Genomic DNA, 21,193 nt, shown 5'->3' with positions numbered 1-21,193 from the left:
GTGGATCAGTCTTCAAAAATCTGGAAGCTGTTTTTTGGCTCGGGTTCGGTGACCCTCTTCAACACGCTCCGTGCTTTTGTCATCAATAAATTGCTGGCTGTTTTTTTGCCGCCTGCGGCCTTTGCCTGCGTGGGCCAGTTCATGAACTGGATGAACGTCGGGCAGGCGACATCTAGCCTTGCCATGCAGAACGGCTGGGTGAGCCTTACCGCACAGAACAAGGACAATCTCAAAAACCTGCACGGCGTTTGGCGCGGAGGCTTCCGCCTCACGACTTTTGCGACGGTATTCACTTGCGTCGCAGCGGCGATTTTCTGCTTTGTGGCTCCGCTTGAAAAAATGTTGCCGGGCGTGCATCCGCGCCTTGCGCAGGCGGCTATCTTGTTTGCGCTCCCGGGAATCCTTGCAACAAACATCGTCACCATTTGTTCTTCGGTGATGAACGGTCTTGGGCTTGTCCGGCGCTGGGCCCTTATTCAGATTGTCGCCTCGCTGTTCCAGATGCTTTGGGTGGCATTCTTCCTTTATACGGGGCGCCTTTCTGTACTCTCCATTATAGCCACGCAGTCTGTGGTGGCTGGCTTCTTTGCGGCCCGTGTCGCATCGCGTGCCGGGTTCAATGTCAAGACGTTCAGGCAATCGGTTTTGGATATTCGCGGCCCATGGCTGTCTTATGCGGTCATGGGGCTTGTGCCGATGATTGTCGCACCACTCGTTCTCATGTTCGTACGCTCACTTGTGGGCTCTGAACTCGGTTGGAACGCTGCCGGTATTTGGCAAGGCGTCTACAAGATTTCTGACTTTTTCGCATCGATTTTCTCGGCGATTCTTGGTGTGCTCATTCTGCCGCGTATCCGTCGCGAAATGACTCTAGAAAATTTCCGCAAGGAATTTTATCCGGTTTTTGCTCGCATGATGGGCTTTACGCTTGTTTTTTGTATTGCGCTTTATTTTGGCCGGAGTCTTGTCGTGGCGATCCTCCTTTCGGGGAGCTATGCGCCTGCAGCGGATTATATGCCGATACAGCTTCTGGGCGATTTCTTCCGTTCGGGTGGATGGTGTTTTGGTATGGTGTTGATTGCCCGTCGCGAAACAACGCTTTTCCTCATCATCGAGGTGGGTGCGAATTTGCTATTTGCTGTTGCCACGTTTGTTGGCCTCCGTCTGTTTGAAATGCAAGGCCCCATGCTTGCCTATGCCCTTGAAAACTTCGTGACAGCTATCGCTCTTGCCATCTCTGTCGGGAGGCTCAAGTGGAATACTCCATAACGAACATGTTTGCCGAAAAGATGACAGAGAATGTCTATGTGAAGGCTTTTGCGCAGGGCGTTGAAACGGAACAGCGGGAACTCCCGCCACTCGTGTCGGTTTTGCTTGCCAGTTACAACCATGAGAAATATATCGAGGCGTCGGTACGCTCTGTGATGGAGCAGAAAGGCGTCGCTTTTGAACTCATCGTCATTGACGACGGCAGCTCAGATTCTTCGCCGGAGATTTTGGAACGGTTGCAGGCGGAACTTGGTTTTACCTATATCCATCGTGAAAACAAGGGCCTCATGGCAACCATGAGCGAACTCCTTTCGCTTGCTCGCGGGAAATATTTTTGTTCGTTTGCTTCTGACGATATTATGCCTGCAGGTAGGCTTGCTGCCCAGGCCAACTATCTGGAATCGCATCCCGAAGACCCGATTTGTTTTGGGCAAATTATTCTCATGGATGCCGATGGCAACCATGGTGATGAACCTGATTCTCGATATACGCGCTCTATCCCGCGAATCACTTTTGAAGAGTTCTTCCTCGGAAAGCGAGAAGTCCACGGTTGCTCCGAGATGATTCGCCTAGATGTTTTCCGCGAAATGGGTGGTTACGACCTTGAATATCCTTTCGAGGATTTTCCCCAGTGGCTCAAGTTCCTTTACAAGTACGGCTCGTTGCCTGTTTTGCCTACGCTGTGCTGCTACTATCGTGTCCATGGCGACAACATGTCGTCTGATCGGGCGTTGATGTACGGCACCTTTTTGAAGGTTCTTTCGCGGTACAGCAACCACCGGCTCTATCCGGAAGCGGTTAAAATCTGGAAATCCCACTGGTTTTCGGCTTTGTGCTATTCCGAAAAAAAAGAGGCGTTGAAACGCCTCCCGGAACTTTGGTCGTTTTCGCTTCCTTTCTTGAAACGGTTCCCCAAGCTGTTCATTCCGCGTTTTTTGCTCAAACGTTAGCGGAATATTTTTTTGAATGTCCCGGCTAGGCCGAGCGTTGTGATATTTGTCCACAGCGAAAGGGGGAGGGAAAGGATTTTTGCAATGGGACGCGGGAACGTGCTGAACAACTTTTGCCTGCGCTGGATTCCCTTACGTATGGATTCCGGGCGCCAAGTGCTTTGGAAATGGTGGATGCAGTAAGTCGCATCGGTAGAGCGGATTTTCCCGTCGATGTAGCTCTTGGGCGAGAACGCTTCTTCAGGGAATATGTCTAGTTCTTGGAATGGCGCAAAAGCATCGGCGAGAATCTTGGGGAGCACCATGTCGTCGATTTTGTTTTCGACATATTCAAAATGTCGCTCACGATAAAATTCGAGTGCCGCTTTTATGGGTTTGCATTCCGGTTCGCTTCCCATTACGGCGCCTTCTATGCGCTTGGAACCGTTTTCATAACCGAAAAAGTCGCTGCGCTTTAGCAGGTCGCCAAAGGGGCGTAGAATTTCCACGTCGGTGTCGAGGTAGATTCCCCCTTCGGTGTACAGTGCATATAGCCGCACAGCATCGGCTGCGAAAGCCCATTTTTTTTGTTCCAGCGCTTCTACGACCCAGGGGATTCCCGTGGCGCGGGCTTTGTCGGCATCCCAATGAACCCATTCGAAATCGGGCAGGAATTTATGCCAACTGTCAAGGCAACGTTGTACGCTATCGGGGTAAGGCTCTCCAGAAAACCAGCAGTAGTGAATTTTTTTCGGAATCATCCGAACCTCTTCATGACCAGTTCCAGGAACTTCATGCCACCAAAAGAACACAGGGCGGCCACCTTGTTGCGGACTCTGGAATTCCCGTCCAGGAGGCATTGCATGCGGAATGCGTTGATCCAGTGCCAAGCGCGGCTCCTGTATTCGGAAAATTCCTCGGTGTCGGGAGTGCGCATCAATATGCTGAATCCTGCACTCAGCAGGGAGTTCTCAGCTGCTTTTAAAATGCGCTGGGCAGCCTTCTTGTCCAAGGCGTCCTTGTTTTCGCTCGCTTTGTCGAAAAGGTCTTCGCAAATGTCGAGGAGAACAGCCGTTTTCATACCCCCTTGATTGGCGAGCGCGCTATCGGGGTGTTTCCGGTAATAGTACAAAGTCCGGTTCACAAGGGCTATCCGGTCCACCTCATTGAAGATGGAAATGACGGCAATCAAGTCTTCGAACAGTGTCCCTTCCTTGAGTTTTCGGCCTTTCCAAAGTTCCACGCGGAATATCTTGTTCCAAAGGGAATAATCAGGAAAGTTTTTCTGGTACAGGCACCGCTCGACGGCTTTGGGTGCGGTAATGGCACGCGGTTTGGTCTTGCTTGTGGGGAGAATGTCCCCATGATGCAGTTCTCCGCTGAACGTGCGCTTTTTGCCGCAGGCAATTTTTGTTTTGCAGGCTTTGGCCGCAAAAAGGAGGTCGTGCAACATGGACGGCGCTGCAACATCGTCGCTATCCACAAAAACAATCCATTTACCCGAAGCATGTTTCAATCCGGTGTTGCGGGCTTTTGACGGGCCGCCATTCTTTTGCTCGAAAACTTTGAATCGCGAATCGTTTTCTGCAAAGGACTGCGCTATGGAGAGGCTGCCATCGGTAGAGCCATCGTCAACAACCACGGCCTCAAAATTCCCGAACGTCTGCGTTGCGATGCTCCGCAGGCATTGTTCGAGATATTTGGCCGTGTTGTACACGGGAACAATGACAGTTATCTCCGGCATACCAACCTCAAAAAAATCTTAGGCGCCCTTCTTGGCAAGGACGATTTCGCCCCAGCCCATCTGGACAAACGCTCCGGCCCTTACGAGGTCGCCTTGCGCCTTCTCGTAATCTTTCAGCAGGGCGTTATACTCCGATACATCCTTCCGGAGCCTGGCACCCCCCTTGGCCTTGCGTTCCAGCCAATCTTGCTTCCATTGGGCTGCGGCAGAAAGTTTGTCGCAGGATGTTTCCAATGCGTCAAGGTAGGCGGGGACCGCTTTCAAGAACGTTGCTTCAAATGGTTTTGACTTTTTCTTCGCTTCGTCGACAAGATTCTTTTGTTGTCTGCAATTCGTGGCGATTTCGCCCATGAAACGGACAATTCGGTTAAAATCCACCTGCGGCCATATCATGTTGAACGGCCATATTTTTTTCCAATGGAACTTGAACATGGACTCGTGAGCGGTATTCTTCGCCTTCACGAGTTCTTTCAGGTTGTTGAAAATGATTTCGGACGGGAGCATATCCCGTTCGACTGCATTTTCGGCAGGTTTCTCTACATCGGTATTCATATATAAATTAATATACATATGGAACAGGTTCTTGCGGATTCTCCTAGCGTAAACTTTCGTTAACTATTGGCTTTTTTATTCGGATTTGGGCTATTTTTTACCATCTTTTGCTTGCTTTTTATATATTAGGATGTAAATTCATAAAAAGAACACCTTACTTAAGGAACCTTTATGGACAAGAAAAAACTTAGAATTTTGATGATTGCCGACATCGTCATCATCGTGGCACTCGTCGTCGTCATGATGGTGCTCAAGGGTCAATATAACGACCAGGCCCAAAAATCTGTCAAGGAACAGGTGGATGCCTATCTTACGGTCACTAACGGAGTTCTCCAGGAACAGTGGAGGTCCATCGACCAGTACGGCATGGCGTTCAAGCTGCTCTATGCGACGCTCGCCGGCAACAAGACCGAAGCTTCGTTCAAGAGCGCAGTCGCCGCTATCGAAGGCGACAAGGATGCGCGCGTTAGGCAAATCGCTTACATGTATTCCGCTGCTGGTGTGAACGACAAGGCCCAGAGCCTGATTAGCGAAAAGGCCGGCCTCGCCGACAAGTTCCTCCTCAAGTCCGAGGGCGGTGTCTACGAAGTCGCCTGCGGAAAGGACTGCTCCATCAGCTTCACCTTCGCGAAGGGCAAGCTCAAGTCCACCGACTACAAGGCTCTCGCCGAATACAAGATGGAAGACCACTTCAAACTCGAAGCTCCGGCTCCGTTCCACTTCGAATAAGGAGAATCACGATGAATTTGAAGACTATCACCATCGCTCTCACGGTTCTCGTTTTCGCGGTCCTCGCCACGGTCATCATGCAGAAGGGCAGCTACGTCTCCCAGGCAACCGAACATTACGAAAAGACAACGGGTAACTCCTTCAACGGCACGTCCAGAATTCTCAAGTTCGTGAACGAATCTATCGAGACGAACAAGACTCTCTGGCTCATGACCTGCGACGCCATCCAGAATGTGAAGACGGCAAAGCAGATGGCCGAACTGGAATCCAAGTACTTCCCGGGAATCAAGGGCAACATGAGTATCGCCCAGAAGAACCGCAAGTTCGAAGCCACGATGTCCTACTACATTGTCTCTTACTATGACAAAGTCGAAGTAGACAAGAAGACGGATGTCAAGACTCTCACCGGGCTCACCGCTATCGACGTGAACGCCTTGCTTGGCAATGTCGCTATCGCCAAGGCCGCCGACGAGGAAGAAGGCGAAGAGGGCGAAGAAGAAGCCTCCGAAGAATAATTTCAATCAAGAAATTGAAAAAGGAGACGCTTCTGCGTCTCCTTTTTCTGTTAAAAAGAAATCCGTCGGCACGAAACCGACGGACTGCATTTATGAGGTTCAGCTTGGAGTATTAATAGATGAAGAGCATCTCGCGATACTTCGGCAGCGGCCACTTCTCGTCGGGGACGATGCTTTCGATCTTGTCCACGATGATGCGGAGGTTTGCCATGGCGTCGAGGATTGCTTCGTGCTTGTCGCCGAGAGCAGCTTCCATCTTGGCGATGGCTTCTTCGAGGCCCTTGAGCTTTTCGCCGAGTTCACGAGCATAGCCGTCCACAGCGTAGAATCCCTGGGTCTTGGCCATTTCGTTTGTCTTGAGCGCATTGCCGTAAGCGCAGAGCACCTGCGGGAGAACCACGTTCTTCGCGATGTCGAAAGCGATCTTGCCTTCGATATGGATTTTCTTGTGGTAATCTTCCATATTCACTTCGTAGCGGGAATCGAGTTCGCGCTTGTTGAACACGCCGTACTTTTCGAACAGGGCCACATTTTCCTTCTTGGTGAGAGCCTGGAGGGCTTCCATGGTGGTGCGGATGTTCGGGAGGCCGCGCTTGGCTGCTTCTTCCACCCATTCGTCGGTGTAGCCGTTGCCGTTGAAGATGACCTTCTTGTGTTCCTTCACGATCTTCTGCAACAGGTTCTGCAGTTCTTCGTGGAACTTGTCGGCCGGGACGTTCTGCATCTTGTCGGCGATGAGGTCGAAGGCTTCGGCCACAATCGTGTTGAGGATGACGTTCGGTTCGGAGCAGCTCTGGCTAGAACCCGGAGCGCGGAATTCGAACTTGTTGCCGGTGAAGGCGAACGGAGAAGTACGGTTACGGTCGGTAGCGTCGCGCGGGAGCGGCGGCAGCGTATCGGAACCGAGCTTGAGTGCACCGGCCTGCTTGCTGGACTTCGGATCGCCCTTTTCAAGCTGGTCGATGACGTCGGCAAGCTGGTCGCCGAGGTACATGGAGATGATTGCCGGAGGAGCTTCGTTGGCACCGAGACGGTGATCGTTACCGGCGCTAGCGACAGCCATGCGGAGCAGGTCGGCGTGGGTGTCGACAGCGTAAATCACGGCGCAGAGCGCGGTGAGGAAGATGGCGTTCTGGTGCGGGTCCTTGCCCGGGTTCAAAAGGTTGGTCTTGCCGTAGTTCACGGACCAGTTGTTGTGCTTACCGGAACCGTTGATGCCGGCGAACGGCTTTTCGTGCAGCAGGCACACAAGACCGTGGCGGTCTGCGACCTGGCGGAGCACTTCCATAATCTGCATGTTGTGGTCGCAGGCGAGGTTCACTTCTTCGAACATCGGAGCGAGTTCGAACTGGGCCGGAGCGACTTCGTTGTGGCGGGTCTTGGCAGGAATGCCGAGTTTCCAGAGTTCCTTTTCCACATCGTTCATGAAGTTCAAGATGCGTGCCGGAATGCTACCGAAGTAGTGGTCTTCCATCTGCTGGTGCTTTGCAGGTGCTGCACCGAACAGCGTGCGGCCAGCCTGGTACAGGTCGGGGCGCTGCAGGTAGAAGCGCTTGTCGATCAGGAAGTATTCCTGTTCGGCACCGAGAGTGACGGTGACCTTCTGTGCGGCAACGCCGAAGAGACCCATGAGGCGGTCGGCGGACTTCTGCAAGGCCTGAATGGAACGGAGCAACGGAGTCTTCTTGTCCAAAGCTTCGCCAGTGTAGCTACAGAAAGCGGTCGGGATGCAAAGCGTGGCGCCGTTGCCGTGACGCTTGATGAAGGCGGGGGAGGTCGGATCCCAGGCGGTATAGCCACGGGCTTCGAAAGTAGAACGCAGACCGCCGCTCGGGAAACTGGATGCGTCCGGTTCGCCGACGATGAGGTTCTTGCCGCTGAAGGCCATGATGGCCTTGCCGTTTTCGGGTTCCAGGAAGGAGTCGTGCTTTTCGGCGGTGGAACCGGTAAGAGGCTGGAACCAGTGCGTAAAGTGAGTGGCGCCGCGGTCGATGGCCCACTTTTTCATGGCATGGGCGACTTCGTTCGCGATGCTTGCGTCAAGCGGTGCGCCTTCGTCGATGGTGGCAAAGAGTTTCTTGCAAATATCCTTCGGCAAGTAGGTGCGCATGGCCTCTGCGTTAAAGACATCCTCTCCGTAAAAGTCGAGGCTTGCGGGTGCTGCGGGCATCACGCCTTCGGCGGCTTCGCTCGCAATTTCCTTGATGGCTTTCAGCCTATATTCATTGCTCATGGCAATCTCCTAGTGTTAGTTTTGTTTTCGGTGCCATGATTGCAAAAAATGTGCCAAAAGTGTATAATGGCAATTTTTGTCTAAAAACGCCTTTTTTGCGTCATTACAAAAAATTGAAGTTTTTCGTAATTTGAAAAATAAGATGAATTTTTACAAAATTTGTAAAAACGTCGTGGTGGCAACTATTGATTTTGTTATGGATGTTTTGTCTATGATTGTCAATTCATTCTTTAGTGGAACCGAAAAAAGAGGATATATGTTTATAATGGTGTATGATAAGTTCTAGAATTTCAAAAATTGTATCCTTCGCGCTGTTCTGCGCGTTTACAAGTGTATTTGCAGGCCCCGGCCTTGCCGACGGTGCAGCCAAGTTCCTCGGCAACATTCCGGTCGATGGCGAAGTTCCCTCCGATTTCACCGAATACTGGAACCAGATTAGCCCCGATAGAGAATGCGTATGGGCGCAAGTCGAAGAGAATCGTGGCGAATACGACTTTTCCAAGTGCGACGCAATTTACAACTGGGCAAAACAGAACGGAGTCCTATTCAAGTTCCGCACGCTCGTGTGGGGTTCGCAATACCCAGGTTGGATTCGCAACCTAAATGTCGAAGAAACCAAGGAGGCCATTACCGCCTGGTTCGATGCCGTCGCAGGGCATTATCCCGACCTAGAAATGATTGACGTGGTTGCCGAAGCTGGCCGTCCATCGCAGAACCAGTACCATTCTGGATTTGGAGTCAACAACCATTTTATCGAAGCCCTGGGCGGCGACAACGATGGCGATTACAACTTCGTGACTACGGCTTTCAAGATGGCTCGCGAGCGCTGGCCAGATGCGATTCTCATTTACAACGACTTCAATACATTCCAATGGCAACGGGATGTTGGAATAAAGCTTATCAATACAATCAGGAGGAACGGTGCTCCTGTCGACGGTTACGGATTGCAAGCCCATGATTTAATGACAACGGGATCTGGTCCCAAGACCTGCCTCAACATCGACATGCTTAAAAGGTTCCTCCAAGAAATTATCGACAGCACACAGATTCCGCTGTACATTACCGAATACGATATCGAGTCTATAGACGATAAAATTCAGGAACAATGCTACTCTGAACAGTTTCCCCTCTTCATGGAAGAGGAAAATATTGCAGGCATTACCCTTTGGGGCTACATTTACGGCAAGACATGGCTATCTTGTGAAGGACAGGCGGAAGGATGTTCCGGCATCATCAAGGACGGCGTGGACCGCTCGGCCATGACGTGGCTCAAGCAGTATTTCGCGGAGCACAAAGCCGACACTAAGAACAAGTGGATTCTCACATCCGAGTTTCCGGGAGAGAAACCAACGGAAACCGGCAACAAAGACTCAACTATTCAGAATCCCCCATTGGCAATCAGTAACGCATGCCACCTGCAGGCGAAAACCCTTCAGGCATACGACGTATTTGACCTGAACGGCGTCCGACTCGGCCGCCTGCGCGCCTACACCATGGACGAGGCCGTTTCGATACTCAAGAATACTAGCGACATCAAGGTCCAGGGCGTCTACATGCTCCGCTCCGTGAGGAACGGCACCGTAAAAAGCGTGCGGATTCAACAATAAACCTAACCACCAACCACTAACCACCAATCACTAAAATTGTTATCTTTGCATCGTTCAAATTATAAACCAAGGATTAACAATGAGCAAGAATTACAAGATTGCAGTGCTTCCGGGCGACGGTATCGGCCCCGAAGTCATGAAAGAAGCTGTCCGCGTGCTGGACGTCGTTTCCAAGAAGTTCGGTTTCGACGTGAACGCCGAATGGGCAAATGTCGGTGGTGCCGCCTATGACGAAAGCGGTTCTCCGCTGCCGGAAAGCACCCTCAAGCTCGGTGAAGCTTCTGACTGTATTCTTTTCGGTTCCGTGGGTGGCCCGAAGTGGGAACACCTTCCGCCGAACCTCCAGCCGGAACGCGGCGCCCTCCTCCCGCTCCGCAAGCACTTCAAGCTTTTCTGCAACCTCCGCCCGGCCCGTGTCTATAAGGAACTCGCTGGCGCATGCCCGCTCCGTGCCGACATCGTTGGCGACGGCTTCAACATCCTCACCGTCCGCGAACTGACGGGTGACGTTTATTTTGGCCAGCCGAAGGGCCGCGAAGGCGTTCCGGGCTCCAAGGAAGAAATCGGCTTCGACACCATGAAGTACAGCCGCTACGAAGTCGAACGCATTGCCCGTTTCGCCTTTGACGCCGCCATGCTCCGTAACAAGAAGGTTGCCAGCATCGACAAGGCCAACGTGCTCACCACAAGCGTGCTCTGGCGCGAAGTCGTGAACGAAGTCATCAAGGACTACCCGGAACTGACTCTCGAACACCTCTACGTGGACAACGCTGCCATGCAGCTCCTCAAGCGCCCGCGTGAATTCGACGTGCTCCTCTGCCCGAACCTCTTCGGCGACATCCTCACCGACGAATGCGCAATGCTCACCGGTTCCATGGGTCTCCTCCCGTCCGCTTCTATCGCCGAAGGTTCTTTCGGTCTGTACGAACCGGCCGGTGGTTCCGCTCCGGACATCGCTGGCAAGGGTATCGCTAACCCGCTCGCCCAGATCCTCTCCGTGGCCCTCATGCTCCGCTACACCTTCAAGGAAGAAGAAGCGGCCAAGGCTATCGAAGCAGCCTGTGAAAAGGTCATTGCCCAGGGCTTCCGCACTGGCGATATCTACCAGGAAGGCTGCACCAAGGTCGGCACGACCGGCATGGGCGACGCCATCATCGCTGCTCTCGGCTAATTCGCTTTATTATCAGGATATAAAAAGGGTCGCCGATATTTCGGCGGCCCTTTTGGCAATGTTTCAGTGACGGACTAACGCCTGTTTATGGGAATGCTATATACCAATTTAAGTTTTCCATTTTGCTCAACGTAAACGTCTAGGAATGAGCCGAAAGACCCCGCTCTGCCAATTTTATACAGCTTGTACTTTTCTGAACCCGCAGGAATTTTGTACGACCTAGAGAAGAGTTTGAGGGGGAAACGAATCGTTTTTTCAAATCGCGGAGCGCAGATTACCTTGTAATGTTGGAGATGTTCTGTCGCATTAAGCCAAGAAACTCGGAGACGCAGAAAATCATCACAAGAGGTATCCACGGGCAGATTGGCATATGCCTCATTGCAAGCCCTGTTTACGCGAGAAATATTGACACCGTCGCTTTCGCGGAAAACGTCTACACGGAAATTCATCCCTTGGATATACGACTTGTACCAGGATACATATTGAGTCGCACCGGAATAAATGTCAATGTAAGTAACAGGCCTATCACCAGAATACACTTTCAACTTTGCCGGAACAACGAAGTTTCCCGAAATAAGCGGAGCGTAAACCTGTTGCTCTTCATCGCGAGGCGAATCGATGTTATAGGATCGTTCGAATACGTATTCTTTACCTGCATTGAAATGGCCTTTCGGATTGAATGTGACTCCCAAAACCGTTTTGTTTTCGTCAACTTTGTCGAAGGTAACGCTGGTCATCATCTTTTGTTTTCTGGCAAGTTCGCCAAATACACTGACAATTTCGGGTCTATTCAACCTTGTATAAGGAATAATACGATGTTCTTCAATTGGAATTTTATCATTATTTTTGTCTAAATCTTTGTTATTAACAATAATCCGACTCGGCCAACCTGAATTAAAATCATAGGAAGCCATTTTCATATCAATAGCAGGATTTTTCTGATAAAGGCGATAATCCGTAGTAATCTTCGGAGTAACAAACCAAGGCATCGCTATCCAGAATCCTTTTGGTCCATTCTTGGATAGGCGCCCTTTTGACATACAGCAATCCAAAAGCAAAGCATCACGGAACAAAACCTTTTTTTCGCCCAAAATAAATCCTAAGTCGCGTAATTTGGAAACAGGGAGGCGAACATTATCACACAACTTAAGAGAATACGGTTTTGATGGCAAAGGCTCGCTCGGATAGAAATCTACATCTACATTGTCATTTACAGTAAAACGATACAATTTGATTCTACCGATACGAACCCCCGTCAAAAGGAACGGATTTGTTTCAGACGCCAAAGCCGAGGTGATAAGACGTGGTGCTCTTCCGCAAGTGATTCGTTTCATTTCGTTGGCGGCATCTTGGATGGCCTTATAAACATCCTGATTATATTCCTCTTGGTAAACCTTCTTGAATTCAGTTTTTGTGCCGTCGGCAGACAATTTGAAAACCCTATGGTCAAATTTTTCGTTCGAGAAACTATGATCATGGTAGTTCAGATAGGCATACATCGATTTGGGGTTGCAAAGCCAAGTATGAAGAAGGAGTTCCTTATAGTATTTATGGCTGCTTACGGCCAAATTCGAAACTTCTCCGCTGTTGCACAATTCAATAAACTGATCCCGATCCTTTTTTTTATCGTCTACATCATTCGTTTCGGGAGAGTAATTCGCATAGCTACTAGAAAGCGACTGATGAGTTTTACAAATTTGCCATGTCCAATAGTAAACGCTGGCAATAAAAGGTTGCGGACTCTTGCGGGGATTGGAAAATTTCGCAGTTCGAGCACAATTCACCGTAGTAACCAAATAAGAAAACGGAGAATCGTCATCAGGGAGCGCTTTCCAATTGTCCATACAGTGTTTATAAATACTTTTACTTGCTAAAGCATATATTCCTGGAATACTCGTCATCTTGGCAGGCAGCTTCACATTCCCTCCCAAGTATCGTTCAAATTCATCACTATAATGAACATAGCCCTTACTTTCGCTTACAGCGTGTGTTGAACAAACCATTTTTGGGGAATACTTACGAATGGGTGCCATCATAAACATGTCAAAAACACCCGCATAATATTCCAAAGCAACTTGATCCCAGATATTTAAATTGCGTCTTTCCGGATAATCATTGGCATACACATAACTATATTGATCAATGTTCGACAAGGCAACGGAATCAAGTTTATGGCCAGTTTTTTTTGCGACGAATCCTCTTGTCAATAGTTTGTTGAAAATATCCCTATAACTACCGCGAATTTCCATTTCCTTGCGACGTTCAAAGGCATTCCAGAGAGAATTCCACATTCTATGGAATATGTCACTGTCGTCGTCGGCATCAACGGGGCTGTTGTACACAGGGTGGCTGTCGTCGATAAAATCGTCTTTCAATTCCATACGATGGACATTTTTCATGTCATGAGCCGTGTTGCGCATCATTTCGATATCGCAGGTCACGTAGTCAATTTCGACTCCGTATGCAGCGACCGCTGCGAATACTTTGTCAAGTAAATTGGCAAGAGCCTCGCATCCGGAGATGTTTTCATGAACATCATGCCCTTCTTTGTGAACATACGGGTTGAAGTACAGCATTTCGAAGATTTTGTTGTATTTTTCCTTGATTTCATTGGGGACATTCTTTATCTTGGGCGCGTTGAAATGAATTGGCGCATCGTAGAAGAAGAATCCATCGCCACTGAACTTGTCTTCTGTACTCAAATCGTCTTCGCCAAAATAGACCATCGAATACAGATAATCCTTTTCATAGCGAATATCCCTCAATGTTTGTATCCTGTCATCCAAGGCTTTCTGCCACTTCTGTTTTTCCTCTTCGGTTTTCGCTTTTTTTATCTTCGCTTTATAACTATCGGTATCATCGCTCATTTCTATTTCATCGGCAATTCGAATGGGCCCACCCATCAGCCATCTCAGTACCGAGTTCCCGTCTATTGAAATACAGCGATGCTCTTTGGGTTGCTTCAAGAGATCGCGGACAATTATCCTTGCAGCTTTTTCAGGAGCAATCTCTACAATACTCTTGCAATCGGCATAGATTGAATCCAACGAAAAACCATCATGTAGATTACCGTACTCGTGGTGGCTGCGGTAGTTCACCAAATTCTTGTGCGAGTAGGGTCCTGCATCCAAATTGACCTTTTTCTCCAGAACATCCACGTCAGATAACAAATTTTTCGACCATACATATGTTTCAAAGCGAGAATTCTTTTGTGATTCAATCGGAACGCAAAGATCGAAAACCCCTACGGGTTCGTAATGGTGAAGAGTCTTGAGGAAAGCCTTCTTGCGAGAGATATGGAAGTTCTTGGGATTGCAGAAGAATCGGAAATCGCGAATCCATGGGCGAAATTCTGCCACAGGCTTAAAAAAGACCGCCTTGTAGGACCTGTAGTCCATTCCGTTCGACCAAACCGTCGAGGAGGCTTGCCATAGGAAAATACCATTCTTAATTTCTTTTCCATTAAAACCGACCCTTCCACACATGATTCTAGATTCACTGAGGCGGCTTCCATCACGAACAATCTCGGCTACTGGTTCTTCCAAGAAGTAGTATTCCCCTTCTGTTTGATATTTGATTGGTTCTACAATCGGTTCCGATGTTGCCGATACAATTAAATAGAGCTTCTTCCCGGGATTTTTTTCAAAGAAATCGACACAAACGTCCATTTTGACAGGATCGGTAAACCCCAAGCGTTCACGCTTGTTAAGGTCCTGAACCTGGATTGTCTTGTTCGAAACCATTTCATGCTTCACTTCGGCAAAATTGTCTGAAAGACCGCCTTCGATGGAGAAAAATCCACATACATCCCATGCATACCGTTTGGGATTGTTTTTGATTTCTTGGGCAACATAAATATCGGTATCGGTAGTTTTTGATAAAATGGATAATTTTGATATTTTCAAGCGGGGTACGCCAACAGGGATTTCATAAATAAAAAGCCATTGTTCTTTCCACAGTTCTTCATTATCTGGTATGTGAAAATTTCCAGCGTCACCCATGGCCCACCGATTATACTGTTTCACAGGGGTTAAGGCTTCATACGGACGCTCTAATTCGTCGATTCGTTTGATCGTGCTAAGTTTTTCCAGATTATGGATAATCATTGATAGCTCCTTAGTATAAATTTGTTAAAAACAGCGAAAATAAACTAAATAAAAAAAGTAATTTTGTATTAAAAAAGTATATATTTGTGGAAAAAGTTCAATTCAGCGAATTGAACCGTTGTTTTTGTTATGTCTAATCCTGTTTTGTAGGGGGATTTGGCCGAACTGGATGCAATTTATCTAGATGCAGGCTATTAACTTGCCTGCAAACTAGGCTTTTAGCACATTCTTGTTGTATTCTTCGGGTGTCGTGAAAGTGGGGACGATCTCGTGCAAGGCACTGATGGCCACGTCGTCCTTATTCTCGGCTGCGGCGCACTTGAGCTTCCACAGGTCGACGACAAACTTGTCTGCGTCAATTTCGATCTGCTTGCCGATAAAGAGGAGCTTGTTGCGCGTGCTCTTGAGCCCTTCTTCGTTCATCAGGAGTTCTTCTTTGATTTTTTCGCCGGGGCGGAGTCCGGTAAACTTGATCTGAACGTCTTTGTAAGGGACTTTGCCGTACATGCGGATCAGGTTTTCGGCGAGTGTCAAAATTTTTACGGGTTGCCCCATATCGAGCACAAAGATTTCGCCGCCCTGGGCGATGCTTGCGGCCTCCATCACGAGGCTCACCGCCTCGGGAATGGTCATGAAATAGCGGATGATGTCGGGGTGCGTGACCGTCACTGGCTTTCCTTGTTCAATTTGCCGCTTGAACAGGGGGATGACGCTGCCGTTGCTGCCGAGGACATTGCCGAATCGCGTGGTCACGAAGACGGTTTGGCAACCTTTCTGCTGGCTTAGGAACTGGACAATCATTTCGCAGCAGCGTTTGCTTGCTCCCATCACGTTTGTCGGGTTCACGGCCTTGTCGGTGCTGATCATCACGAACTTGTCGACCCCGTTAAACATGGCGAGCGTTGCCATGTTGAAGGTCCCGATGACGTTATTCTTGATTGCTTCCATCGGGCTTGATTCCATGAGGGGCACGTGCTTGTGCGCCGCTGCGTGGAAGATCACGTTGGGCTTGTACTGCTTGAGGATTTTGTTCATCCGGAAGAAATCGCGGACGCTTGCGATGAGCGTGACCAGGTCCAGCGAATCTCCGTAATCCATGATGAGTTCTTGCTGGATTTCGTAGGCGTTGTTCTCGTAAATGTCTACGATAATAATTTGCTTTGGGGAGTACTTGGCTATTTGGCGTACGAGCTCGGAACCGATGCTTCCGCCACCGCCGGTGACCATGCAGACCTTGCCCTCGATAAAGTCTCGGATTTCCTTGTTGTCGAACTTGACTGATTCTCGCCCCAGAAGGTCCTCGACCTTGATGTCACGAATCTGGCTCATGAAGTGCGTAGAACCGTCGTCTGACGGGGCTTCGAGCAATGATCCGATAAACGGGAGTACCTTTACTGGCAGTCCAGTTTTGCCGCAGATGTCTAGAATGACTTGGCGGTCTTTGGGTGGACAACTCGGAATGGAAAATATGATTTGCTCAATGCGTTCCAGTTGTGCAATTTTCGGGATGTCGCTCGTCGAACCGGCGACAACAACTCCGTTCAGTTTGGAACCCAGCTTTTGACGGTCGTCGTCGATAAGGCATACCGGTTCAATTTTATAGGCGTCGGTACTGACGTGGCCTTCTCGTGCGTCCACCTTATTATTGGCAATTTCGTCAAGCAACATCTTGGCCGCATTGCCCGCACCGATAATCATGGTGCGTTTGTTTTCCGCCTCTTTGGCTCCGGTAGCCACAAGGCTCACGAACGCACGCTTGAATATGTAGCGGAACATGCAAATGCCGACAGTTGCCACGGTCGCATGGAGTATGGCGAATTGCCAGGCGCAATCGCCCTTGATGGCAAGAACGAAAAGGTTTGCGATGACAATGCCCGTTACGACACCATAAATGCAGCTGAGATAATCTTTTGTGCTGAAGTAGCGCCACATCCTGTTGTATGCGCCAAAGAAGAGCAGGCTCCCGAAACAGCAGATAGATGTTGTCAGAAAAACGACGAAAAGGTCAGGCCGCCCAATGCGGTTGGCAAATAGCGGCAACGGATAGTTCACTATCAAGCCGGCGACAACGACGATAAAAGCATCGGCAACAGCCAGAATCCGCTTGCGGAGCCTGAAGTTGTTCAAAGTTTCTTTTATCTTTACCATATAAAGCGCCTTTTATCGTTCAAAGTAAAAATTCACGTACAAAATAGAAAATACTAAAGAAAAATTTTTTTTTACCACATAAATGCGACGCGTAAATAGACCGATTTTTCATCTACAAACGTAAATTCGGCAAGATAAACCATGTGTTGCCCATGGAAACTCACGGACGGGGCGATGGTGTAGGCCAGCGGGGCTCCGTGTATGAAGCGCTTTTCGACCGTCTTGTACGGATCGTCGATGCTGCTTCCGCTGTCGGTGCCTTTCCAGAGCCACTTGTTGTGAACTCCCGCAAAGATTTCACTGCTGGTAAGCCCCAAACGGGCATAAAGCGTCCAGTCGACGGCTAGGGAGTTTGGTCCGTTGGGGTTGCCAATCGGCATTCCAAGGTGGGCCATCTGCGCCTGGGCTGTGTCGTAATGGCTGTAGGTGTACGGCTCCACGCGGGATATTTCTGCGATGGTCCCGGTTTCGATTTTGCGCTTGCCCATGTAGAAGTCATGAGCGACTTGGATACCGGCCATTGCGGCCCAACGGTTGTTGCTGTACTTGTTCTCGTAAACCGCGTACGGCGATTCCATGTCGTCCAGGAAAAATTCGCCGTACACGCGGGCGAGGCCGAAAATCTGGTAATTCGCATCAAAGGCGATTGCCCCGTTATTTACTCGTTCGGTGTAGTTTCCCTTCTCTATAAATAAGGGCACAACGGGGACAAAGAGCCAGGGCTTGTTCTCGTTGTAGAGTATCTGGATTTCGCTTACGCCCAAAGAAAGGGCTCCAAGGGCAAGTTCATAGCGGTGGGCATACAGGTTGCGGTCGTTCAGGTTGTCTTTGCTGTAACTCCAGGAGTTGACCCGCAAGTCGGCGTATGCGCTGAAAACGCGGAGCGGCCCGAACGTGAGGTCGAGCGTGAGCATGTTGTATGGCAGGGCGAACTGGTTCAGGGTGAGGTTGTTGTAGTAGCCGGGGCCAAAATGCAGCACGTCGCGGGCCAACTGCAACCGGGCAAACGAATAATTGAGCCCCATGTGTGCACGATAGCGTGCGAAGCTCACGTAATTGAGGCCGCCGCGATCTTCTTTTTGAACATCGAACACTTCGTGGTCGTAACTTTGGGGCCGGTCTGCCGAATGAGCCTCGGAATAGATTCTCGCATCGAGGTCGAAATCGAGCGAATCGGCGTATCCGCGTACGAATAGTCCGCCGTCGAAAGCGGGCCAGATGGTGTCGCCCAGGGCCTTGCTGCTACGGTAATCAAGTCCCAAGACTGGGGATGCCGCAATGGCGTAGGTGTGGGCATCGGGGCCTGTGCCGAGAGAATCTGAAATATGGACGAGGGAACGGCGCTGCGCTTCGGAAAAATGGCTACGGAAAGACGTGTCGCGCTGCGGGTAGGTGAAAAAATGACGCCCCGGTTCCACTGTTTGGGTGTGGTACACGAAAAGCATCGGTGCATAGTCCAGTTGGCGCAGATTACGGGTGCGTTCGGAACCCAATATGGTGCCGCGGTAACCAGCGAACAAATCGGCGCACAGCAATAGACAAACGAAAAAGATTCGGCGCATTTTCCTTCCTTCTTTGGGACAATATAACAAAGAAAAAGGTAGGGTAGGGGCGCTACGCCTTTATGAACCGCTTATTCATCTCGACATCGAATTTTGTCATGAGATTGTTCCATTCCACCCTGTCGTTTGAGCAGTTGGTGATGAACGTCTTTTGCTGCTGGACAAGTTCCGTCATCTTGCGGATTTCGAGGGGGCGCAATTCGAATGCGTGAATCTTGCTGGCAAGTGCGGTACATTGCAGGGCGTTGATCATGTAGTCGAACATGAATTCTTTGATTTTTTCGATGACTTCAATTTCGTCTCTGCGGAAAAACAGGTACTTGTCGTAGAGAAGCATTTCTATTTTGTTCACAAAGACGCCGAACATGTTCACGTCTATTTCCGCATTCGGGGAGAGAATCTTGTCGTTGAGGCCATTGCTCACGAAAAAGTCGGCATTGAGAATTGCTGCACGGATTTGCGTCAGGTATTTCATGTGTTCGCGCCTGGCGCTCAAATCGGAACGGACCATCTCAATCACGACAGCCGTGACGAGGACGATAACGCCCCCGACCACCCCACATACGATTGATAAAAAACAATTTTGGTCCATTCCCATTCCTACCGAACGCAGCCAAATTTAGAATTTCGACCGCAATAGAAGGATGTTGTAATCAAAAAAACAGCTAAATGAATGGATTTTGCATTTTGTTGACGTTCTCGATAGCGCTATTTTTACCCCCTTGTTTGGCAGGGGAGGGAACTTCCTTGAGTGGGCTTCATGGGGTCAAAAAGCCTTTTTTCCATGTTTTTTTGCCCCATCGCACTCGTCTAAGTTTCTATATTTTCACCCGTAATTTTTAACCCTGCTCGTGCAATAATTGCCGGGCGAACTTCAAAAGGAAGAAACAATGGCTGACAATCTGTCCGTCCTCGGCAAGGCCCGCAAGGCCTACAAGCCGAAACTCCCCGCCGCTCTCCGCGACGGCGCTCTCAAAGTTGCTCTCGTGAAGGGCAAGCCCACCGAATCCGTCCGTGACCAGGCCAAGATCAAGGCTCTGTTCCCGAACACCTACGGTGCACCGTACATCTCCATGAAGAAGGCTACCAAGGCTGCTGCCGGTAAGGCCCTCAACGTGGGCGTGGTGCTCTCCGGCGGCCAGGCTCCTGGTGGACACAACGTGATTGCGGGTATCTTCGACGGTATCAAGAGCATCAGCCCGAAGAGCAAGCTCCTCGGTTTCCTCGGCGGCCCGTCTGGCCTCGAGAACGGCAAGTTCATCGTGATCAACGAAAAGATCATGGACGCCTACCGCAACACTGGTGGATTCGACATCATCCAGTCCGGCCGTACCAAGCTCGAAACCGAAGAACAGTTCAAGAAGTGCATGGCTGTTGCCAAGGCCCAGAAGCTCGACGCTATCGTGATCATCGGTGGTGACGACTCCAACACGAACGCTGCTGTTCTCGGTGAATACTTCCAGGCCAACGGCGCTAGCTGCGTGGTTTGCGGCTGCCCGAAGACCATCGACGGCGACCTCAAGAACGAATACATCGAAACCTCCTTCGGTTTCGACACCGCCGTGAAGACCTATTCCGAACTCATCGGCAACATCATGCGCGATGCCAACTCCGCTCAGAAGTACTGGCACTTCATCAAGCTCATGGGCCGTAGCGCTTCTCACATCGCTCTCGAAGCCGCTCTCCAGACCCACCCGAACATCTGCTTGATTTCTGAAGAAGTCAAGGCCAAGAAGATGAAGCTCAAGCAGGTTATCAAGGACGTTGCAGACGTCGTCGCTGCCCGTGCTGCTGCCGGCAAGAACTTCGGTGTGGCCCTCATTCCGGAAGGCCTCCTCGAATTCATCCCGGATGTCGGCGTGCTCATCTCTGAACTTTCCGAAGCCCTCGCTCATCACGAAAAGGAAGTCGAAGGCCTCGACACCGCTGCCAAGGTCGAAAAGCTCTGCCAGTGGGTTTCCAAGGCTTCTGCCGAAGTCCTCAAGAGCCTCCCGGCCTTTGTGCAGGCCCAGCTGATGCTCGACCGCGACAGCCATGGCAACGTGCAGGTTTCCCTCATCGAAACCGAAAAGCTCATCATCGAAATGGTGAAGAAAGAACTCAAGGGCCGCAAGAACTTCAAGGGCAAGTTCAGCGCTCTCAACCACTTCTTCGGTTACGAAGGCCGCTGCGCCGCTCCGTCGAACTTCGACGCCGACTACTGCTACAGCCTCGGCTTCACCGCCGCCGTGCTCGCCTTCAACAAGATGAACGGCTACATGAGCTCTGTCCGTGACCTCACGAAGGGTATCGAAAAGTGGACTGCCGGTGGCATTCCTATCACCATGATGATGAACATCGAACGTCGTCACGGTGCCGACAAGCCGGTGATCCAGAAGGCTCTCGTTGAACTCGATGGTGCTCCGTTCAAGTTCTTCGCCAAGAACCGCGACGTTTGGGCCACGACTGAATCCTACACCTATCCGGGTCCGATCCAGTACTGGGGTCCGAGCGAAGTGTGCGACGTTACCAATTTCACTATCAAATTGGAACGTGGTGCTTTGAAGGTTAAGTAATTTAGACTTCGTCTAAGTTTTAATCTCTGCAGTTCTCTGCAGAGATTTTTTTGTTTCTTACAAATTTTGTTTA

General features: G+C 50.1%; 15 protein-coding genes. 7 read left to right on the top strand and 8 right to left on the bottom strand.

Annotation, left to right across the window (positions count from 1 at the left end):
* Positions 1-1,269, top strand: coding sequence for an O-antigen translocase (locus tag Q0Y46_RS08910; protein WP_297946751.1), 1,269 nt, complete (start codon positions 1-3; stop codon positions 1,267-1,269).
* Positions 1,254-2,219 (top strand): glycosyltransferase, encoded by a 966-nt coding sequence (locus Q0Y46_RS08905; protein WP_297946750.1) that lies wholly within the window; start codon positions 1,254-1,256, stop codon positions 2,217-2,219. Before Q0Y46_RS08910 ends, Q0Y46_RS08905 begins: the two co-directional genes overlap by 16 nt.
* Here the strand turns inward: Q0Y46_RS08905 and Q0Y46_RS08900 are convergent.
* The 3 genes from Q0Y46_RS08900 to Q0Y46_RS08890 are packed head-to-tail and all read right to left on the bottom strand — an operon-like array spanning position 2,216 to position 4,494.
* On the bottom strand, positions 2,216-2,959 hold the full coding sequence (locus tag Q0Y46_RS08900; protein WP_295679433.1) for a glycosyltransferase: 744 nt from the start codon (positions 2,957-2,959) through the stop codon (positions 2,216-2,218). The genes Q0Y46_RS08905 and Q0Y46_RS08900 overlap by 4 nt on opposite strands.
* Complete coding sequence (locus Q0Y46_RS08895; protein ID WP_295679435.1) at positions 2,956-3,942, bottom strand: glycosyltransferase family A protein; 987 nt, start codon at positions 3,940-3,942, stop codon at positions 2,956-2,958. Before Q0Y46_RS08895 ends, Q0Y46_RS08900 begins: the two co-directional genes overlap by 4 nt.
* Positions 3,943-3,960: 18 nt before the next feature.
* Entirely contained in the window at positions 3,961-4,494 is a 534-nt protein-coding gene (locus Q0Y46_RS08890) for a hypothetical protein (RefSeq protein ID WP_295679436.1), read from the bottom strand.
* 171 nt (positions 4,495-4,665) lie between these two features.
* On the opposite strand from Q0Y46_RS08890, the gene Q0Y46_RS08885 reads away from it, so the two are divergent.
* Entirely contained in the window at positions 4,666-5,223 is a 558-nt protein-coding gene (locus Q0Y46_RS08885) for a hypothetical protein (protein ID WP_297946749.1), read from the top strand.
* 11 nt (positions 5,224-5,234) lie between these two features.
* Positions 5,235-5,738: a hypothetical protein gene (locus tag Q0Y46_RS08880; RefSeq protein WP_297946748.1), complete on the top strand. Its 504-nt coding sequence runs from the start codon at positions 5,235-5,237 to the stop codon at positions 5,736-5,738.
* Between the two features lie 112 nt (positions 5,739-5,850).
* Here Q0Y46_RS08880 and Q0Y46_RS08875 read toward each other — a convergent pair whose 3' ends face one another.
* The gene (locus Q0Y46_RS08875) at positions 5,851-7,971 is read right to left on the bottom strand and encodes a glutamine synthetase III (RefSeq protein WP_297946746.1); all 2,121 of its coding nucleotides are present in this window, start codon (positions 7,969-7,971) and stop codon (positions 5,851-5,853) included.
* 272 nt (positions 7,972-8,243) lie between these two features.
* On the opposite strand from Q0Y46_RS08875, the gene Q0Y46_RS08870 reads away from it, so the two are divergent.
* Both Q0Y46_RS08870 and leuB read left to right on the top strand, forming a co-directional pair.
* Complete coding sequence (locus Q0Y46_RS08870; RefSeq protein WP_297946744.1) at positions 8,244-9,578, top strand: endo-1,4-beta-xylanase; 1,335 nt, start codon at positions 8,244-8,246, stop codon at positions 9,576-9,578.
* Positions 9,579-9,657: 79 nt separating this feature from the next.
* A complete protein-coding gene (leuB, locus tag Q0Y46_RS08865; protein WP_072978351.1) occupies positions 9,658-10,749 on the top strand; it encodes a 3-isopropylmalate dehydrogenase in 1,092 nt (363 codons plus the stop codon).
* A 74-nt stretch (positions 10,750-10,823) separates the two neighbouring features.
* Here leuB and Q0Y46_RS08860 read toward each other — a convergent pair whose 3' ends face one another.
* The 4 genes from Q0Y46_RS08860 to Q0Y46_RS08845 form a co-directional block, all read right to left on the bottom strand.
* On the bottom strand, positions 10,824-14,855 hold the full coding sequence (locus Q0Y46_RS08860; protein WP_297946742.1) for a hypothetical protein: 4,032 nt from the start codon (positions 14,853-14,855) through the stop codon (positions 10,824-10,826).
* A gap of 210 nt (positions 14,856-15,065) precedes the next feature.
* Positions 15,066-17,003, bottom strand: a complete 1,938-nt coding sequence (locus Q0Y46_RS08855; protein WP_297946740.1) for a nucleoside-diphosphate sugar epimerase/dehydratase — start codon at positions 17,001-17,003, stop codon at positions 15,066-15,068.
* Positions 17,004-17,074: 71 nt separating this feature from the next.
* Positions 17,075-18,565, bottom strand: a complete 1,491-nt coding sequence (locus tag Q0Y46_RS08850; protein WP_297946738.1) for a hypothetical protein — start codon at positions 18,563-18,565, stop codon at positions 17,075-17,077.
* Positions 18,566-18,617: 52 nt separating this feature from the next.
* On the bottom strand, positions 18,618-19,157 hold the full coding sequence (locus Q0Y46_RS08845) for a hypothetical protein (protein WP_295679452.1): 540 nt from the start codon (positions 19,155-19,157) through the stop codon (positions 18,618-18,620).
* 298 nt (positions 19,158-19,455) lie between these two features.
* Between Q0Y46_RS08845 and Q0Y46_RS08840 the strand changes: the two genes are divergently transcribed.
* Positions 19,456-21,120 carry a diphosphate--fructose-6-phosphate 1-phosphotransferase gene (locus Q0Y46_RS08840; protein WP_297946736.1) on the top strand — a complete coding sequence of 555 codons (1,665 nt, stop codon included), beginning with the start codon at positions 19,456-19,458 and terminating at the stop codon, positions 21,118-21,120.
* Positions 21,121-21,193: the final 73 nt, after the last annotated feature.

Source organism: uncultured Fibrobacter sp., assembly GCF_947305105.1.
Lineage (GTDB): Bacteria > Fibrobacterota > Fibrobacteria > Fibrobacterales > Fibrobacteraceae > Fibrobacter.
The sequence above is the reverse complement of the archived record's forward strand: the minus strand, read 5'-3'. Positions and strand labels throughout refer to the sequence as shown.

Coding starts and splice junctions, on each gene's coding strand:
- Q0Y46_RS08875 (WP_297946746.1), bottom strand. CDS start 7,971: ATGAGCAATGAATATAGGCTGAAAGCCATCAAGGAAATTGCGAGCGAA.
- Q0Y46_RS08870 (WP_297946744.1), top strand. CDS start 8,244: ATGATAAGTTCTAGAATTTCAAAAATTGTATCCTTCGCGCTGTTCTGC.
- Q0Y46_RS08885 (WP_297946749.1), top strand. CDS start 4,666: ATGGACAAGAAAAAACTTAGAATTTTGATGATTGCCGACATCGTCATC.
- Q0Y46_RS08895 (WP_295679435.1), bottom strand. CDS start 3,942: ATGCCGGAGATAACTGTCATTGTTCCCGTGTACAACACGGCCAAATAT.
- Q0Y46_RS08850 (WP_297946738.1), bottom strand. CDS start 18,565: ATGCGCCGAATCTTTTTCGTTTGTCTATTGCTGTGCGCCGATTTGTTC.
- Q0Y46_RS08860 (WP_297946742.1), bottom strand. CDS start 14,855: ATGATTATCCATAATCTGGAAAAACTTAGCACGATCAAACGAATCGAC.
- Q0Y46_RS08880 (WP_297946748.1), top strand. CDS start 5,235: ATGAATTTGAAGACTATCACCATCGCTCTCACGGTTCTCGTTTTCGCG.
- Q0Y46_RS08890 (WP_295679436.1), bottom strand. CDS start 4,494: ATGAATACCGATGTAGAGAAACCTGCCGAAAATGCAGTCGAACGGGAT.
- leuB (WP_072978351.1), top strand. CDS start 9,658: ATGAGCAAGAATTACAAGATTGCAGTGCTTCCGGGCGACGGTATCGGC.
- Q0Y46_RS08840 (WP_297946736.1), top strand. CDS start 19,456: ATGGCTGACAATCTGTCCGTCCTCGGCAAGGCCCGCAAGGCCTACAAG.
- Q0Y46_RS08900 (WP_295679433.1), bottom strand. CDS start 2,959: ATGATTCCGAAAAAAATTCACTACTGCTGGTTTTCTGGAGAGCCTTAC.
- Q0Y46_RS08845 (WP_295679452.1), bottom strand. CDS start 19,157: ATGGACCAAAATTGTTTTTTATCAATCGTATGTGGGGTGGTCGGGGGC.
- Q0Y46_RS08855 (WP_297946740.1), bottom strand. CDS start 17,003: ATGGTAAAGATAAAAGAAACTTTGAACAACTTCAGGCTCCGCAAGCGG.